General features: G+C 34.8%; 19 protein-coding genes. 9 read left to right on the plus strand and 10 right to left on the minus strand.

The window, feature by feature from the left end; translation table 11 throughout:
* Nucleotides 1-7 precede the first annotated feature (7 nt).
* The 3 genes from D1003_RS04035 to D1003_RS04045 form a co-directional block, all read right to left on the minus strand.
* Nucleotides 8-2053 (minus strand): hypothetical protein, encoded by a 2046-nt coding sequence (locus D1003_RS04035; protein ID WP_153935811.1) that lies wholly within the window; start codon nt 2051-2053, stop codon nt 8-10.
* A gap of 126 nt (nt 2054-2179) precedes the next feature.
* Nucleotides 2180-2326 (minus strand): hypothetical protein, encoded by a 147-nt coding sequence (locus tag D1003_RS04040; RefSeq protein ID WP_153935812.1) that lies wholly within the window; start codon nt 2324-2326, stop codon nt 2180-2182.
* On the minus strand, nt 2323-2538 hold the full coding sequence (locus D1003_RS04045; RefSeq protein ID WP_015345303.1) for a hypothetical protein: 216 nt from the start codon (nt 2536-2538) through the stop codon (nt 2323-2325). The genes D1003_RS04040 and D1003_RS04045 overlap by 4 nt, the downstream gene beginning before the upstream one ends.
* Nucleotides 2539-2620: 82 nt before the next feature.
* Between D1003_RS04045 and D1003_RS04050 the strand changes: the two genes are divergently transcribed.
* Nucleotides 2621-3319 (plus strand): hypothetical protein, encoded by a 699-nt coding sequence (locus tag D1003_RS04050; protein WP_153935813.1) that lies wholly within the window; start codon nt 2621-2623, stop codon nt 3317-3319.
* A 714-nt stretch (nt 3320-4033) separates the two neighbouring features.
* On the opposite strand, the gene D1003_RS04055 is transcribed toward D1003_RS04050, so the two are convergent.
* The 7 genes from D1003_RS04055 to hemB all read right to left on the minus strand — a co-directional run bounded on the left by D1003_RS04055 (nt 4034) and on the right by hemB (nt 12500).
* The gene (locus D1003_RS04055; protein WP_153935814.1) at nt 4034-5098 is read right to left on the minus strand and encodes a DUF4407 domain-containing protein; all 1065 of its coding nucleotides are present in this window, start codon (nt 5096-5098) and stop codon (nt 4034-4036) included.
* Nucleotides 5099-5245: 147 nt separating this feature from the next.
* Entirely contained in the window at nt 5246-7501 is a 2256-nt protein-coding gene (locus tag D1003_RS04060) for an inorganic phosphate transporter (protein WP_153935815.1), read from the minus strand.
* 163 nt (nt 7502-7664) lie between these two features.
* Nucleotides 7665-7937: a hypothetical protein gene (locus D1003_RS04065; protein WP_153935816.1), complete on the minus strand. Its 273-nt coding sequence runs from the start codon at nt 7935-7937 to the stop codon at nt 7665-7667.
* An 88-nt stretch (nt 7938-8025) separates the two neighbouring features.
* Entirely contained in the window at nt 8026-9633 is a 1608-nt protein-coding gene (locus tag D1003_RS04070; protein WP_153935817.1) for a fumarate hydratase, read from the minus strand.
* A gap of 130 nt (nt 9634-9763) precedes the next feature.
* Nucleotides 9764-10093, minus strand: a complete 330-nt coding sequence (locus D1003_RS04075) for a hypothetical protein (protein ID WP_153935818.1) — start codon at nt 10091-10093, stop codon at nt 9764-9766.
* 80 nt (nt 10094-10173) lie between these two features.
* Nucleotides 10174-11433, minus strand: coding sequence for a peptidase T (gene pepT / locus D1003_RS04080; protein ID WP_153935819.1), 1260 nt, complete (start codon nt 11431-11433; stop codon nt 10174-10176).
* 74 nt (nt 11434-11507) lie between these two features.
* The gene (gene hemB, locus D1003_RS04085) at nt 11508-12500 is read right to left on the minus strand and encodes a porphobilinogen synthase (protein ID WP_153935820.1); all 993 of its coding nucleotides are present in this window, start codon (nt 12498-12500) and stop codon (nt 11508-11510) included.
* A gap of 107 nt (nt 12501-12607) precedes the next feature.
* Between hemB and D1003_RS04090 the strand changes: the two genes are divergently transcribed.
* The 8 genes from D1003_RS04090 to D1003_RS04125 all read left to right on the plus strand — a co-directional run bounded on the left by D1003_RS04090 (nt 12608) and on the right by D1003_RS04125 (nt 18456).
* On the plus strand, nt 12608-12961 hold the full coding sequence (locus tag D1003_RS04090; protein WP_153935821.1) for a T9SS type A sorting domain-containing protein: 354 nt from the start codon (nt 12608-12610) through the stop codon (nt 12959-12961).
* An 85-nt stretch (nt 12962-13046) separates the two neighbouring features.
* Entirely contained in the window at nt 13047-13583 is a 537-nt protein-coding gene (locus D1003_RS04095) for a 30S ribosomal protein S16 (RefSeq protein ID WP_153935822.1), read from the plus strand.
* A 16-nt stretch (nt 13584-13599) separates the two neighbouring features.
* The gene (gene rimM, locus D1003_RS04100) at nt 13600-14124 is read left to right on the plus strand and encodes a ribosome maturation factor RimM (RefSeq protein ID WP_153935823.1); all 525 of its coding nucleotides are present in this window, start codon (nt 13600-13602) and stop codon (nt 14122-14124) included.
* Between the two features lie 149 nt (nt 14125-14273).
* Nucleotides 14274-14906: a 7-carboxy-7-deazaguanine synthase QueE gene (locus D1003_RS04105; RefSeq protein ID WP_153935824.1), complete on the plus strand. Its 633-nt coding sequence runs from the start codon at nt 14274-14276 to the stop codon at nt 14904-14906.
* Nucleotides 14907-14912: 6 nt separating this feature from the next.
* Entirely contained in the window at nt 14913-16244 is a 1332-nt protein-coding gene (locus D1003_RS04110) for an exopolysaccharide biosynthesis polyprenyl glycosylphosphotransferase (RefSeq protein WP_153935825.1), read from the plus strand.
* Nucleotides 16245-16282: 38 nt separating this feature from the next.
* Entirely contained in the window at nt 16283-17044 is a 762-nt protein-coding gene (locus D1003_RS04115) for an ABC transporter permease (RefSeq protein WP_013446861.1), read from the plus strand.
* Nucleotides 17044-17820: an ABC transporter ATP-binding protein gene (locus D1003_RS04120; protein WP_153935826.1), complete on the plus strand. Its 777-nt coding sequence runs from the start codon at nt 17044-17046 to the stop codon at nt 17818-17820. The genes D1003_RS04115 and D1003_RS04120 overlap by 1 nt, the downstream gene beginning before the upstream one ends.
* 12 nt (nt 17821-17832) lie before the next feature.
* Nucleotides 17833-18456 (plus strand): outer membrane beta-barrel protein, encoded by a 624-nt coding sequence (locus tag D1003_RS04125; protein ID WP_153935827.1) that lies wholly within the window; start codon nt 17833-17835, stop codon nt 18454-18456.
* The last annotated feature ends 31 nt before the right edge of the window (nt 18457-18487 follow it).

An 18487-nucleotide genomic window follows, 5' to 3' on the forward strand; every position in this document is an offset into this window, starting at 1 on the left:
TTATTTTTTAGCTAAAGTTTGAGAATAAAGATTTAGACTTTCTACCCGTAGAAGGTTGCTCTAGTGGAGAATATTCCTCATCTTCTATATTGATTATTTTGGCTGGTTCTTCGCTTGGGATAAAGGCTTCTAGACCTGGTATCACAAAGCTGTTACCGATAATTTTAGAACGGCGGTCTATAACCGTGAGATTGTCAATATCATTTTTACGCTCACGCATAAAGGCGTTTACGGTGTTTTCATAAGCACTCATAATTTGGCGGTTGATTTTACCCGTATCATCTAACTCGTGGTAAGCACGGCTATATACTGGCTTTGGTAATAATTCACACAAAAGCATATCATCGTAATAAATCATTGCTTTTAATGGACTTCCGTCGTTGCCGTCAAGCCAATACACCTCAAAGCTCTTGCCCTCCACATACTTCATTAGTTTGATTAAATCGTCGCCTAAAGCTATTTCTCCACCTAATCCTAGTAAATATTCGGCACTTCTAAATCTTACTATACCCGCATTACAAGAGGTACTTGTAACTTTGCCTAAATAAGGGAGTATCGCTCTCCAGTTGGTAGGTTTCGTGTCTTTGCATTGCATTTCTGTAAAAACTTGCCAACGGCTTTTGCCCTCGTAGCGACTGTGCTCCATATTGTTCCATTTTTGAATGTCGTAGAGCGAGTTCATGATGATTTTTTCCTTTGGTAAAATGATGTCCGCACCAGCCCCTTTTTGGTTGTCTTCTTTCCTTGCAAACGGTCGTCCCAACCAGCCATTTTTATCTTTCTCAAACTCATAGCGGAGCTTACCAAAATACCTCTCAATATGCTTAGACCTTGCTTTGTTCGCCTCTATTCTTACTCGTTCGAACATGGCTCCTTGTTTTAAGAAAGTATCTTTAAAAGTGCTATTCAAGGCACTTTCGCACTCTAATTCTAAAGGCAGATTAAAGCCCCACTCGGTGTAGTTTCTTACCATTTGGCGGTAAAACTCCAATATTAGCCCCTCTTTAGTTTCCCCGTGTACCCAAGTCGTCCACGCTTCAGAACCCAAATCTATCGCCATATAAAACCACATTCTTTTACCTTTATCGTAGAAAAATGGAGGTTGTCTATCATCAATAGAAACTAATACGCCTGCTTCTTTTACTTTAGACAATGAGTGGTAAGGCACAAACTGCTGCAATAAGGTTTGGCGGTTGCCACTTCTTTTAGCAAAAGCTCCTATTTTGTACTCCCATTTAGCAAGCCATGCGATGATAGAGCTTTCGGATATTTTTTTGTACTTCGTTCTATCCGTATGGTCGTATACTTCTCCCGTTGTATGGTTGATAACTTCGACCTCGCCCTCCAAAAAACCTTGATATTTATCTGCAATCTCTGTGCGTGTCGGCTTATGCTCCTGCCCAGCAAACATAGCGTTAAGCAGTTCCATCATCTCGTCCGTCATAATACGGCGGTGCTGATTATTGAGTTTTTTAGAAATAAGGCTCTCAAAATTAAATCCCTTTTCATCGCCTTTTAAAAACGCTTTAAAAAGTCTATCAAAATGTCTTTCGCCTACCATCATGGTATGAGGGCGGTGGTGTATTTTCGGAAGAATATCATTAAAGGTTACCATATCCTCCCAAAGAGACTTAGTAATTCCCACTTTTTTACCGTCCTTCAATGCTAGTCTGTGTTCTTTCAGCTTTTGTAAAGCAATAAGTACGGAAGCGTTAGTGATATACTCCTCTTGGAACTCCATTTTTAGCGGCATACCGTCCTCAAACTCAAAAGTAGTATAGTAAGCCGTGGCTAGAGAGCTAACCTCCCAAAAGTGTAAAAGTGGGTGCTCCATTTTTCTAGGGTCGCCTATTGCCTCTTGCATTTCTTTAGGGAGCGTATCAAAATTAACTAACATTTGGCGACCATTACCTCCCTTCTGTACTTGTTTAATACCATAAGGCAAGTTTTTGTAACGCCAAATACTAACTTGAAGAGCCTGTATTGTTTTATAATATTTAGGCACAAGCTCGTCTTTTGTTACTACTAATATGTTTCCCCAAAGGTGTGGCATTTTATAGATTTGTTTTTTTTGTTCCCGAGGCGGTTTCGCTCCGCTTAACTAGTCTTACTAGCTCGGGATAAATCACTAAATTTGTAATGATATGAGAAATTTGTAACCTTTCATTTTAAAGTAGTTTTAAAAATAGTTTAAAGATCTAAGGGCTTCTTCTCTCGTCGCTCTTTGCTCTTTTAGAACAAAGAGCCTTTTTCCAAAAAGAGTGAACCAATATTTTTTAATACAATACCTCTCTACTAAAGAGTGGTGGTAAGTAATTGTTATCATAATTTTTTATTTTGAAATTCCTGTATTAAATTTTCTCTTGTCTCTATAACTTTGTATAAGGCTTCGTAGGTACCTTTATCTTTCCTTGTAAGCCTCATTCTTATCGCATCTGTTGTGTAACCAAACATTTTAGATAATGTTTGAATGTCGCCTGTTTGCTTTTTATGTTCGCAAAACCGAACAATCTCATCTAAATTCTCTATTTTTGCCATTGTTATAATGTTTTGACAATGCAAATATATAGACAATTGTCTAAATTAAACAAGCAAAAATTAAACTTTTTTCTATTTTTTTATGAAAGCGATTGATAGAGTAAAACAATATATTGATTACAAAGGGATTAGTAATAGTTCTTTTGAGAAAAAAAATGCCTTATCAAATGGTTACATAGGCACTCAATTAAAAAGAAATGCTGATTTAGGAGAAAGTATATTAAATAAAATATTAGACAATTGTTTAGAAATAAACCCTGAATGGCTCCTTACAGGAAAGGGGGAAATGATAAAAAGTAAACAAGGTGGTGAAGTAGAAAAATCTAAAAATTTAATCCCTTTCTATGACGATGTAGCCACTGTTGGTGGAACGGATTTAGTCGCAGATACCTACAACGCAGTATCCGTAGCCACAGACTATATAGATGCAGGAGATTGGTTTCCGAGTGCTACTGCTGCAATTAGACACTATGGCACCAGTATGGTGGAATATCCTAACGGCTGCATACTAGCCTTAAAACGTATCTATGACACTAATAGCATTGTTTGGGGGAGAAATTATGTTATAGAAACAGACGAAATAAGAGTAACAAAGCGAATGCAAACCTGTAAAACAGATGACGAGTGCATCATGGCATATAGCACCAATACAGAAACTTATCCCGACGGACAGCTAGTCCACGAGCCGTTTAAAATAAGAAAAGAAAACATTAGAAGAATTTTCTTGGTCTTGGGTAGGGTGGTAAAAGAGTACAGCTCAGACCCTGTATTTGTAGGGTAGTACGGTAAAAAGATGTAAGAAAAAAAAGCACCATTTGTACGGGGCTAATGGCTTACGCACATGTTTTTTTACTGCTTTATCTATTATTTTATTTAAAATCAGTTATTTACAAAAATACCACAATACACTAAAGGGGTGCGAGTTTTGAAAAAACGGCTATTTTTTGCGTTTTTTTTACACTTAAATATATCCGAGTTGGCTTCAAAAATGTGAGTTTTGTAAACCCAACTGTAAACCCAACTGTAAACCCAAAAAATAAAAACGCAATTTTTAAGGGGTGGGGTGTAGCATTTTGTTAGCGGTATCAATAAGGGTGATTATTTGCTCATTATAGAGCATAAAAAAAGCCCCAAAAGGGGCGTTTTTGCGGTATTTGTGGGGTTTTGTAGGTATATCTTATATAATCCTAAAATAATTCATTTTAATTGCATTTTTCAGGGCTTCAAAAACTCAATTAAAACTCAATTATTCTCAATTAAATGTATATTTCGTTTAGTTTGCTTTTTGGGGGCTTTTTTCGCTAAAATGCCTTTATTTTCGGGCTTTTTCGGGCTTTTTTATTCTATTCTAATTTAGATATTTTGTTATAAGGGGGATACTAGAAATACTAAATTCGGTTTTTTAAGAAATTATAGTCGTTTTTCACAGAATAAACTTAGAGTAGGAGCTTTTTAGTATATGGGGGTGTTGGGAAGCACTCCCCATTTTTGACTATTATAACTTTCTTTTAAACTCATCTAACCTTTTTTCTGAAGCTATTTGGTTTTTCTCTATTTTTTCCTGGGCATAGACTTTAAATTCGGTTTCGTTTTTCTCTAGTAAGAAATCATAAGGTCCAACTCCCGAGATAAGTTTTACTAAGACAGGAGAAATTTCTAGACAAATAAATAATCCCATAATAAACATCGCCGCAACAGCAATGATTGAGGTATTTTCTCCCAGTTCATCTAGTGCTTGAAGCCTTGCGGCAAAACCATTAAATCTGTTTTCTGAATCCTCGGTTTGAAGACGTTCCTTTTCTATATTAGAATAGACTTTTGATATTTCTTTATCCAAATATTCTAAGCGAGGGGCAACTTGTTTTTGGTAATTTTCTAAATCTAATCGGCGTTGTTCTTTGAGTTCCGATTTTCTTTTAGCGTTAGGTCCAAAGCCTTCTTTTCCGCTGGTAAGGGCGGAAGATTTCCCAAGCACCTCCTTCTCTAACTCCACAGATGCTGAATCGTAAGCTTTTTGGTAGGTTAATATTTTTTCTTGAATTTGTTTTTTCTCGGTTTCAAAAGGCGAACTTTGAGCTAAAATTCTGCTTTGCATTTCTTGTTGAAGTTCTTTTTTATTTCTTTGAATAATGGTGTTGAGCTGTTTATTTATTTCTTTTTCAAATATTTTCAATTCCAAAGGTTTAGAAATAATGATGCCTAAGAAAGTTGCTAATATCAATCTTGGAATTGCCATCAGAACTTGTTGCCACCAAGAGCTTGTCTTTTTTATAGAAGAGACAATATATCTATCAAGGTTAAATATCATCAATCCCCAAATCAAAGAAAATATGAGAGAAATATAGAAGTTATCAAAAATGGTATAAATGGCATACCCTGCCGATAATGTGGCAAAAACCGCTGTAAAAAAGACAATGCCTCCTATTCCAGAAAATTTATTCCATTCGCTAGGCGTTTTTTTCAAGATATGAATGTTAGCACCACTACAAACAAGAAGAAAATGTTGCAATCCATTTATTTTATGGTTTGTAGATAGTGGTTTTTGAAGTTTTGTTTTCATTTTTTTTGTTATTAAACTTATACAATAGGTCTTCAAAATCTGTGCTACGTTACAAGTATGTGTGAAATAAAGAATATTAAAAAAAATCTCAGAAGTGTATACTGCTGAGATTTTTTATGAAAAATATTTGACTTTTAATATTGATGATTATGATACTGTAACCCCTTTTTTATCATATAATTTTAGAAATATTTTAGAAATACGCATTAGTACCGCTTGTATATCTCTACTTTGTAGATAAACACTAGTTTGGAGAATACCTTGTTTAGTGCTAGGTTTAGTTTTGTTAATATTGCTTATTTGACCTTCTAATTTTTCGTTGATATGGCTTCTTACTATGTTTCTCAACTTTTTTACTTCGTCTAAACTTTCGTTTTCGGGTTGTTCTAGAGAGACTAGAATATGATTGAAAAACTGATTCATTTTTAACTCCAGAATACCAAGTTCTTTCATAAATTCAACATCACTAAGTTGATGTAAATTTTTAACATAGAAGAGGCACTCGTTACTTAGCGATTTGGTAGATTGCGTAAGGTCTTGGATAAAATCACTACTTAAGAGCAGTACTTCGGAAGTATCACGGTCTCCAGAGGAAAGTCCTTTGATGTACTTTATACTTTTGGCTCTTAATTTGTTGCTGTGTTCTTCTAAATCCAGTACTGTCTTGTGTGCTTTTTCAAGTTTTGCCATATCGGCTTGTCTAAGCCCGTTAATAGTATTTTCATAACTTTGAGCAATTTCAGAAACAACGGCACTTACTAGAGAACGATATTTCTCTACTAGATTAAGGTCTTCTTGGTCTAGTATGCTGAATTTATCTTCTGCGGTTTTATGTTTTTTCTCTTTTTTGTTGAATGAAATTTGGGAAGCTACGATAAAAGCAAATACTAAAGCAACCAGTATATAAGTACCTATTTCTCCACCTTTATAAAGAATAAAAGCAAATAAAGCAGATACTGTAAAGGCAATAAGAGCAGTGATAAACCAACCACCAATTACAGACAATACACCGGCAACTCGATAAACTGCAGATTCTCTTCCCCAAGCTTTGTCTGCTAGAGAGGAGCCCATAGCTACCATAAAAGAAACATAAGTTGTAGATAAAGGTAATTTCATAGAAGTTGCCCAAGCTATGAGTATAGATGCAACCACGAGATTTGTGGCTGCTCTCACCAAATCAAAAGCGGGTGGTTCTTGTACGATAGTAGCTTCCTCTATTTTACTTTTTTCAAAGCTTTTGTTATAGTGTTTTATGACGGAAGTTGGAATAATAACGCTGAAAATATTACCCAAAACTAAAGAAGAATTAACGATACTTCTTGAGATAGCATTAGGTTTAAACCGTTCATCGCCTTCATCTTGTCTACCTAAATTAACTTCTGTTTCTGTAACTTTCTTAGCTTTGGCGCTTAGCCATATAGTAAGCCCCATAACTATTCCAGCAATGATAAGCATATAATTAGGCACAATAACATCGTTACTTGCTAGATAATTTTGATAAAACTCATGAGCTGGAACGCCTGAATCTTTCCAGTGATTAAACGCTAAAAAACCTGTGATAGGAACACCTATAAAATTCACTAAATCATTCCCCGCAAAGGCCATAGCAAGAGAAAAAGTGCCTGCTAAAACTACTATTTTGAGAGGGTTTATTTTATATTGTTTTTGTAGTATGAATAAGATAGTGGTCGCTACTAAAAATATAGCTCCCAATATAGCCCAAGTATGGCTGTTTATAAAATCTCTAGATTCTGAACTGATGATGGTGGTGCCTTTAAGCCCTTTTATGAGGAGGAAATATACAATGGAAGTAATCCCAGCTCCCGAATACAAAGCTCCATATTTTTCTAATTTACTTTCATATTGAAAAGTAAACAATAGCCTGCAAAGATACTGTATAACTACTCCAGCCGTGAAAGCGATTAGTATGGATAAAAATATACCTGAAACAATATTAGAGGTGCTTTCAAAATTGATGTATTTACTTACCTCATTTAGTTTATCGTTTTTAGCTATAGAAAACAAAATACCACTAATTAGAGATGCTCCTAAGAGCTCAAACACAATAGAAACAGTAGTAGAGGTGGGGAGACCTAAACTATTAAAAATATCTAGTAGTACAATATCAGTCAGCATAACAGCCAAGAAGACAATGAGTATAATGTCAAAAGTAAAATATTGGGGATAGAATATACCTTTCCTAGCGATTTCCATAATACCGCTAGAAAATACAGAACCTAAAACTATGCCAATGATGGCTGTAATAATAATGGTTTTATAGGGAGCGGCTTTGGAACCTATGGCTGAATTAAGAAAATTAACAGCATCATTACTTACACCCACAATTAAATCTGCAATGGCTAGTACAAAAAGTAGGACTACGACGAATACAAAATACTCCATATTTGTGTTGTTTTTACAGGCAATTCTAAGAATTTTTTTAGAAATTACACTTAATGTTAATGAAATTTAATATAACAAAAAACGCTTCCATTTTAGGAAGCGTAATCCGTTACATTTATTTGAAGTAAATGTGTATGCTTGTTTGTACCCTTGTAAAGGTTATTTAGTGGTGGCTAGTATGTGTTTCTACAACATCACCTAGAGGTCTTTTATAAATTACCTCAACACCTTCTTGCTCATAAAGTTTTTTATATCTTACTTCTTCAGGATCAAAAGGCTTAGTTTTTCCGAAATATTCTAATAGACCTTCTGTAAGCCATAGAGGCACAATGTAAGTTGCGAACATCATGATACACCAAAACCCCGCCATCATCATGGTGAAGAAATAAATAGTCCAAAGGAACTGATAAAACGGCCAAAATGCTGATAACATCATTGTCTTAAATATTTTGGGCAAAATTAACATAAATTTCTCTTTTCACAAAAGAAATCTATGCTAATTTTTAATTTATACTCATTTTAATTTAGTGTGCAATGCTTGAGAAAAAATCGTTACCCTTATCATCGGTAATGATAAATGCAGGGAAATTTTCTATTTCTATTTTTCTCACAGCTTCCATACCTAACTCTGGGAAATCTACCACTTCCACAGATTTAATATTCTCTTTGGCAAGTATTGCTGCAGGACCTCCAATGGAGCCTAGATAGAACCCACCGTATTTAGCACAAGCATCGGTTACTTCTTTACTTCTGTTACCTTTAGCAAGCATAATCATACTTCCGCCATGTTTTTGGAATTCGTCCACATAAGGGTCCATTCTTCCTGCAGTCGTTGGTCCGAAACTTCCTGACGGCATTCCCTCTGGAGTTTTAGCTGGTCCAGCGTAGTAGATAGGATGATTTTTAAAATACTCAGGCATTGGCTGACCTGAATCTAAAAGCTCTTTTATTTTAGCATGTGCTATATCTCTAGCAACAATGAGAGTCCCTTTAAGTTTTAATCTTGTTTTGATAGGATATTTAGAAAGCTCAGCTAGAACTTCATTCATTGGACGATTAAGGTCGATTTCTACTGGAGCTTCTAGATGAGGTGGCGTTTCTGGTAAGAATTTTTTTGGATTTTCTTCCAATTGTTCCAAAAAGATACCATCTTTAGTGATTTTTCCTTTTATGTTTCGGTCTGCAGAACAAGATACCCCCATGCCTACAGGACAACTTGCTGCGTGGCGAGGTAAACGGATGACTCTTACATCATGAGTAAGGTATTTTCCACCAAATTGTGCCCCAATAGCACTTTTCTGACAAATTTCTTGTACTTTCTTTTCCCATTCTAAATCTCTAAAGGCTTGTCCACCCATATTGCCTTCCGTCGGGAGATTGTCATAATAACCCGCACTAGCTTTCTTTACAGCAGCTAAATTGGCCTCTGCTGAAGTTCCACCAATAACAAGAGCTAAATGGTACGGCGGACAGGCAGCAGTTCCTAAATCCATTATTTTTTCCTTAACAAAAGCCTCTAAATTTTTCTCATTAAGTAGCGATTTAGTTTTTTGATAAAGGAAAGTCTTGTTGGCAGAACCTCCTCCTTTTGCTAAGAATAAGAAATGATATTCGCAGCCCTTGTTGGCATAAATATCTATCTGTGCAGGAAGGTTAGAACCAGAATTTTTCTCCTCGAACATTGTTAGAGGTACAATCTGAGAATATCTTAAATTTTTAGATTGATAGGTGTTGTAAATCCCTTTGCTTATCCATTCAGCGTCATTTACGCCAGTATAAACATCTTCTCCCTTTTTTGCAACGCATATTGCTGTACCTGTATCTTGGCAAGATGGTAATGCACCTTCCACGGCAACAGCCGCATTTTGAAGGAGATTGTACGCTACAAAGCGGTCGTTATCGGTAGCTTCTGGGTCGTCAATAATGTTTTTTAATTTTTGTAAATGGGTAGGGCGTAGCATAAAAGAAACATCTGCTAAAGCATTTTCTGCTAAAAGTTCTAGTCCTTTAGGGGCTACGGTTAAAATTTCTCTATCTCCTAATTTCTCCACTTTTACATACTCGGAAGTAAGTTTTTTATAAGGCGTGTCGTCTTTTAGGATAGGGAAGGGTTCTTGGTAATGAAATTCCATTATTATATTTTTTAGCTGTTATACAATTTTCCGTAAAAATAAAAATAGCCGTGGTTTTAACGAAAAAATAAGGATATGATTTCTTCCTTTTTTGGTGTGAAAAACAGAAATTTATATTGGTTCTAAATAATTATTTCCTTAGACTTTTCGAACTTCTAAAACTCGCTAGTAAGAAATAAGCTACAAAAACAATAGAAAACCTAAGTACAGAAGGGATTGCAATCATAGGATTAAAGAATAAAAATCCTATCCCTAAAAGTAACCCAATACCGATGAACGAAATCCCTAGTTTTTTGGGCAAGCTATAGTCTGGACGATCTAGAAAGAATGCCATGCCCCAAGCTAAACCAAATGCGAAGCCATAATATAATGCTACGGAAGGCTCTTGTCCGTTGACGAACCTGTTGCTTAGAAAACTAATGATGGTAATTACAATAGCGTATAAAATTGCTTTTTTCATTATATTAAATCATTGAAATTTAATAAAATCTCTCCTTTCTTTTATTAAAAGGAGAGATGTAATTGGTCTTTGATTAAAGATTATTTTTCGGCTACTAGTTGAGCGATGTTTAGTATCACTTTAGTGGCTTTCTCCATACTTTCTAAAGGAACATACTCGTAAGGTCCGTGGAAGTTGAGCCCTCCCGCAAAAATATTAGGACACGGTAATCCCATATAAGAAAGCTGAGCACCGTCTGTGCCACCTCTTATCGCTTTTATTTTTGGCTCTATATTAGCTATTTTCATTGCTTCTTCTGCAAAGTCTATAATGTGCATTTTTCCTTCAAACTGTTGCTTCATGTTGCGGTATTGCTCTTTAATTTCTATTTCTGCCACGCCTTCTCCATATTGAGCATTAAATTCTTTAACCTTTTCTAGCATGAATGACTTTCTAGCTTCGAACTTCTCTGCATCGTGATCTCTAATGATGTATTGTAGCTTAGCTTCAGAAACGTCGGCATTTACTTCTAGTAAGTGATAAAAGCCTTCAAAACCTCTAGTGGTAGAAGGCGTTTCGTTAGACGGGAGACGGTTTATGAAATCTGCTGCTAAAAGTCCAGCGTTTACCATTTTACCATAAGAATATCCTGGGTGAACACTTAAACCGTGTATTTTAACAACAGCTCCAGCAGCGTTAAAGTTTTCATATTCTAGTTCGCCTACTTCACCGCCGTCCATTGTATATGCCCATTCTGCATCAAATTTTTCTACATTGAATTTGTGAGCTCCTCGTCCAATCTCTTCATCAGGGTTAAAGCCTACGGATATTCTACCGTGCTTAATTTCAGGGTGAGCTATAAGGTACTCGGCTGCGGTTACAATTTCTGCAATACCAGCTTTGTCGTCCGCAGAAAGCAGGGTTGTACCGTCTGTAGTGATGAGGGTTTGACCAATATAATCTTTAAGGCTCTCAAATTTAGAAGAAGAAAGAGTAAAGCCTGTTTCTTGGTTTAGTACTAAATCTCCGCCGTCGTAGTTTTTCCATATTTGAGGATTAACGCCTTTACCATTAAAGTCTGGTGTGGAATCATAGTGTGCAATAAATCCTATTTGAGGTACTTCTTTATTGTCTAAATTAGAAGGAATAAAGCCAAATACATAACCGTGTTCATCAATGGAAACATCTTCTAACCCTAACTCTTTAAGTTCGTTGAAGAGTAGATTTGCCATATCCCACTGTTGAGGTGTAGATGGGGTGGTTTCGCTTTCAGGGTCGCTGGTAGAGTATATTTTAACATAGGTTAAAAATCTTGCGAGTAGTTTATCTTTCCATTCTTGGGTAAAATCTATGTTTATCATTTTGTATATATTTTTTACAAATTTAGTTTTTATAATAGAAAAATAGCGTCCGGTAATTAGGTCGCTATTTTGTTTTATTTTTGTAGAAGTATTGCGGCTTCTTTTGCTGCATAGGTGAAAATCATATCAGCTCCAGCTCTCTTAAAGCAAGTAAGGCTTTCGATTAAGACTTTATCATTGTCCAGCCAGCCATTCTGCGAAGCGGCTTTTAGCATAGCGTATTCTCCACTTACTTGATACACAGCAATGGGAATATCTATTAGTTCTCTAACTCTAGAAACAATATCCAGACAAGGCATTCCTGGCTTTATCATAACAATATCCGCGCCTTCTTCTACATCTTTAATTACCTCGTTTATAGCTTCTCTAGTATTATGAAAATCCATTTGATAAGTTTTTTTATCCTTAGGAATATTTGCAGTTTCCTTCGGAGCACTATCCAACGCACTTCTGAAAGGCCCATAAAAATAACTAGCATATTTAGCCGCATAAGACAAAATACCTACATTATGAAATCCATTTTCCTCTAATCCTTCTCTTATAGCCATTACTCTACCGTCCATCATATCACTTGGAGCTACAATATCTGCTCCAGCTTCGGCTTGTGAAATAGACATTTTAACCAAGGCCTCCACCGTAGCATCATTATCCACCACACCATTGGTTACAATACCATCGTGTCCGTAGATGGAATAAGGATCTAGAGCGACATCAGGCATTACTACCATTTCTGGAACAGCTTCCTTAATAGCTCGTATAGTGTTTTGCATCAACCCATTAGGATTCCACGCTTCCTTTCCTGTGTTATCTTTGAGTTGGTCTGAAACCTTCATATAGATATTAACTGCTTTTACGCCTAGAGAAAATAGTTCTTTGCACTCTTCCACCGTCAAATCTATACTTCTACGATAGATGCCTGGCATAGATGAAATAGCTTCTTGCCTTTTTTCTCCTTCCATCACAAACATAGGCATTACAAAATCTGATGCAGAAAGATGGCTTTCTCTCACAAGACTTCTAAAACTGTCGTTTTGTCTTAACCTTCTATTTCTTGAATATATAATCATTTTTGGAATTGTATTTGTTGTGCAAATTTAACAAGACTTTAGCAGAATTAAATCTTGTAAGCTGATTTTATTTTAGATATATTTGTAAATATTTTTAAATCAATACTATGAAACAATTTTTATTCTCTATATTTTTATCAATTGCATTTTTTGGATTACCTTCTATCATGAAGGCTCAGAATGTGAGAGATTATATCAATAATCAACAAAAATCTGATGATGTTCTTGTGGTAGCTTACCCTAACCCAGCTAAAGATTTCATTGTATTAAAAACTAAAAATCCATCAACAAGGGTTAGAAGTGTTACTTTCTATTCTATAGTTGGAGCTCAAGTAATGGAGGTTTTTCCCAATTCAAATTATGTGGAAATTAGATTAGACAAGCTTATATACGGCAAGTATCTTATAAAATATACTCTAAGCGATAACACTCAACAGGTTACACAAATTATAAAACAGTAAATTTTGTGTTGGTTAGTTCAAAAAAAAATACTACTTTTGCCAACTAATTATTAACAGGGACGAGTTCCCATAAAATCAATATTTTATGTCAGTAAAAATTAGATTACAAAGACACGGTAAAAAAGGAAAACCGTTTTACCACATCGTGGTTGCAGATTCTAGAGCTAAAAGAGATGGTAGATTTATCCAAAAACTAGGAACTTACAACCCAATTACTAACCCAGCTACTATTGATTTAGATGTAAATGCAGCGGTAGATTGGTTAAACAAAGGAGCTCAGCCTACGGATACCGCTAGAGCTATCCTATCGTACAAAGGTGCTCTTTACAAGAAACACTTACTTGGAGGAGTAGCTAAAGGTGCTTTTGATGAAGCTGAAGCAGAGAAGAGATTCAATGCTTGGTTAGAAGAAAAAGAAGCGAAAGTGCAAGGTAAGAAAGAAAACTTAGCCAAATCTAAAGAAGAAGCTAAGAAAGCGGCACTAGAAGCTGAACAAAAAGTAAGCGAAGCTAGACTAAATGCTAGAAAAGAAGCTGAAGTTACTGAAGAGCCAGCAGAAGATGTAGTTGCTGAAGAAAGCGCAGAAGCTCCTGCAACTGAAGGAAACGAAGCAGAAGCTTAAGAATTAAAATTTAATCATGCGAAAGGAGGATTGCTATTTTCTTGGAAAAATCACTCGTAAGCATGGTCTTTCGGGGAATGTTATCTTGAAGTTAGATACAGACCAACCCGAATTCTACAACAAATTGGAATCAATATTCGTTGAAATCAACGGGTTATTGGTTCCTTTTTTTATAGAAAAACAGCAGTGGCAAAAATCAGACTCTAAAATCATTACTTTTAAAAATGTGTCTGATGCTATGGTAGAACAAGCACTGGGTAAAAGTGTTTTTTTACCACTTTCTACTTTACCTCCGCTAGACGGTAACCAATTCTATTACCACGAAGTAATAGGTTTTGACATCTTTGACGAATCTGAAAACTTTTGTGGTTCAATCAAAGAGATTAACGACCAAACCACACAACACTATTTTATTCTTAATAATCAAGGTAAGGAAGTTATCATTCCTATTATCAAAGATTGGATTCTGAAGGTTAATAGAGATGAAAAAATAATTTCTATGCAACTGCCAGAAGGGCTTTTAGAAGTATTTGAGGTATAAGTCTTCTATTATTATTACGATATTATTGCGTTTTTCCTTAATATTTCCTAGTGGCTTAAGTTAAAATCACTACTTTTGTAGTAGATTTTGTGTTTATAATCTTCTATGTAGGTTTTTACAATTTACACGTTCAAAAGAATAGGTTTTTAATGATGACTAATACTGAAAAAGAATTACTAAAATTAGGAAAGCTACTCCCTGTAATGGAGCATTTCTACACGATACAAGGCGAAGGTGCACATACGGGTAAAGCGGCATATTTTATTCGTTTAGGAGGTTGTGATGTTGGTTGTCATTGGTGTGATGTTAAGGAAAGTTGGGATCCTAACTTACATCCTTTAATGGACGCAGAAGAAGTAGCCCAAATAGCAGCACAGTATTCTAAAACCATTGTTTTGACGGGTGGAGAGCCACTTATGTGGAATTTAGAAATACTTACCAAAAAATTAAAAGATTTAGGTTGTACTATACATATAGAAACTTCTGGTGCTTATGAAATGACTGGGCATATAGATTGGGTGTGCCTTTCTCCTAAGAAAACAGGTTTGCCTAAGGAAAGTATCTATGCAAAGGCAAATGAATTAAAAGTAATTATTTTCAATAATCACGATTTTAAATTTGCTGAAGAACAAGCCTCTAAAGTTTCTCAAAATTGTAAATTTTATCTCCAAAGCGAATGGAGTAAAAGAGATGAAATGTATCCTAAAATAACCGATTATATTTTAGAAAATCCTAAATGGCAGGCTTCGGTACAAACCCACAAATATCTTAATATCCCATAAGATCAAATGCAGAATATCCGCTATTCTAGATATTTGAAATTTTTATTTATAGGAGCAGATATTTTTGCTATACTTACTTGTTTTTATATACTTTTCACTAACAAAGAGGGAGAGTGGTTGTGGAGAACTGAAAACCTTATATTCTTGTTTATTGTTTGTGTATTTTGGGGATTATTAAGTGGTTACACTCGTTTGTATCATGTTCCTCGCACACTTACTTATACACTTCATTTAGAAAGAATTTTAAAACACACTCTGTTTTTCTTTTTAGGAATATGGATGTTGGAGTTACTGTCTACAAAAGTAAATTTCAGTCAAAATGAATTAACTTTTTGGGGATATTTTCTAATTTTGATATTGTTATTTAAGTCGTTTACTTTCTTTCTTCTTAAATATTACAGAAGTTTAGGTAAAAATCACAGAAATGTGATGTTTTTTTCAGATGATAATCTTTCTACTATTTTAAAACAAACTCTTCTGGAGCGTAAGGATTATGGTTATAAAGTATATAGTTTTAATGGAAATGTCACTGAGCAAGAGCTTACTCTTTTTTGGAAAACCAATGGTATAGATACATTATTTTTATCTTCAGAAAATGAAGGAAGTCAAATAAAAGAAATTCTAAAATTGGCGGAAATACATAAGGTTAATGTAAATCTTGTACCCAATACCTTTAATCAAGTTTTTTTTAACTACCATCTACAGTATTTTGGAATATCACCAGTGCTTATTCCAGAAACATATCCGCTAAGTTTTGTTAGTAATCAAATAATTAAAAGATTATTTGATATCTTGTTTTCATTTTTAGTATTGCTGTTTGTTGGTATTTGGCTTTTTCCTATTATCTCATTTTTTATTTGGTTAGAAAGCGGTAGCCCTATCTTATTTATACAAAAAAGATATGGTTATCGGGGGAAAATCTTCCAATGTTTTAAATTCAGAACAATGGTTGATGACCGTCAATCTTGTGAGAAACGAGTTACAAAAGTGGGAAGGTTTCTTAGAAAAACCAGCCTTGATGAAATGCCTCAATTTATAAATGTTTTGTTTGGAGAGATGTCTGTGGTAGGTCCACGTCCTCATATGCTTTCTGTAGATGATTTTTATAAATCTCAAATAGAGCAGTATAGTACACGAAGTTTGGTAAAACCTGGGATAACAGGGCTTGCTCAAGTAAATGGTTTGAGAGGTGATAGTGGAGAAAATCTAGATAAAAAGATGAAAAAAAGGCTACTAGCTGACATTTTCTATATTAAAAATTGGAGCATTAGTTTAGATATTGTAATTATATTAAAAACCATTTTTTTGATTATTAGAGGCGACGAAAATGCTCAGTAGTTGCTGAAAGTATCAATTAAAAGTATTAACTTCGCAAAATGTTAAAGTTATCAAAAAGAATGCTTACCTCTGTGGGAGAGTATGTTTTGTTACTAGGAAAGGTAATAAAGCGTCCACAGAAACATAATATTTTTTTTAAACTCTTGATGAGAGAGATTAACGATTTAGGCGTTAACTCCTTTGGTTTGGTGTTATTTACCTCCATATTTGTGGGAGCCGTGGTCGCAATACAGATGTATAATAATTTTAAGGCGTCTACCATTCCCATTCCACTATACTTCATAGGTTATGCTACTAAGGTAGTACTTATTTTAGAGTTTTCGCCTACTATTATTAGTCTTATTTTGGCCGGTAAAGTAGGGTCTTATATCGCTTCTAGTATAGGAACGATGAGAGTAACGGAGCAAATAGATGCTTTGGATATTATGGGAGTTAATTCTCCTAACTTTCTGATTCTTCCTAAAATAGTAGCTAATGTTATTTTTAATCCGTTACTTATAGCCATTAGTATTGTTTTTGGTATTTATGGAGGTTATTTAGCAGGAGTTGCCACGGGCAATTGGACAGAAGCTGACTATATTACAGGGATACAAAGATATATCCCAGACTATTTTATATGGTATGCATTTTTTAAAACGGTGGTGTTTGCATTCCTTATTGCCACAATTCCAGCCTATTTTGGATATAATGTAAAGGGAGGGTCTCTAGAAGTAGGTAGAGCCAGCACTCAAGCGGTGGTTTGGACTATGGTAGCAATTATTATTGCCGAACTTGTATCAACCCAATTATTTTTAAGCTAATGATTGAAGTTAAAGATTTAAGAAAAAGTTTTAATGATGTAGAGGTTCTCAAAGGGATTACTACTACTTTTGAAACAGGGAAGGTAAACCTCGTCATTGGTCAGTCGGGTTCTGGTAAGACAGTATTTTTGAAGTGTTTACTCAATGTTTTTGACCCTTCTTCTGGAGATATTTTATTTGACGGGAGAAATTTAAGTATTATGGAACGAACTGAAAAACAGCAAATTCGTTCCGAAATAGGGACGGTGTTTCAAGGGAGTGCTTTGTTTGACTCTATGACGGTGGAAGAAAATATATCTTTTCCTTTGGATATGTTTACCAACCTTACTTATACCGAAAAAAGAAAAAGAGTAAAAGAAGTAATTGGAAGAGTGCACTTAGAAAATGCTAACACCAAGTTTCCTTCCGAAATATCAGGCGGAATGCAAAAGCGAGTAGCAATAGCTCGTGCAATTGTGAACAACCCTAAGTACCTCTTTTGTGATGAGCCAAACTCTGGTTTAGATCCCAATACAGCCATTGTAATAGATGAGCTTATAAAAGAAATTACAGAAGAATATAATACGACGACAATTATCAATACCCACGATATGAATTCTGTGCTTACTATAGGTGAGAAAATAGTTTATTTAAGAAAAGGCGTTAAAGAGTGGGAAGGTAACAAAGACCTTATTATCAAAGCAGAAAATGAACATTTGATAGATTTTGTTTATTCTTCAGCTCTATTTAAGCAGGTGAGAGAAACGATGTTGAGAAATAATCAAACTAATTTATAAAAATAAAATATTATGAAAAAAGTATTCGCAGGTTTAGCTATTGTTGTTTCGTCTTTGGTGATGGGGCAAGTGAGCTTTGGAATAAGAGCTAATGCATTACTAAATGCTAGTTCTCCTAGTTGGTCTGATTTAAAGAACAACATTTCCGAATCATTAAATACTAAAGGAAATAACATTACAGGTTTTAACATTGGTTTATCAGCTAAAATTAACCTACCTATTACTTCGTTATTTTTAATGCCAGAAGTATATTATACACAATTTGGTAGTAAAACAACTTTAGGGGATTTGGAGCTAAAAGCTAAAAGTAATAGACTAGATGTTCCTATTCTAGTAGGGTATAATGTTCTAGGTGAAAAATTAAGTTTATTTACTGGACCTGTAGCTTCTTATAATTTGACTTCTGGAGAAACTTTTAAAGACTTTAAAGAGAATATCTTTAAAACATTTACGGTAGGTTATCAAATAGGTGCTAATGTAAGAGTATCAGATTTTGTATTCAACGCACGCTACGAAGGTGCTTTTTCTAAGGACCAAAGGGACTTCATAAGAGCGGTGTCTAGTAGTACAGACGAAGTGGTGAGATATGATAACCGTCCTAGCTTCTTTATAGTAGGTCTAGGTTATCAGTTTTAATATCTTTTAAAATTATAAAATAACAAAAATA

Origin of the sequence: Riemerella anatipestifer (assembly GCF_009663465.1) — a bacterium.
Classification (GTDB): Bacteria; Bacteroidota; Bacteroidia; order Flavobacteriales; family Weeksellaceae; genus Riemerella; species Riemerella anatipestifer_C.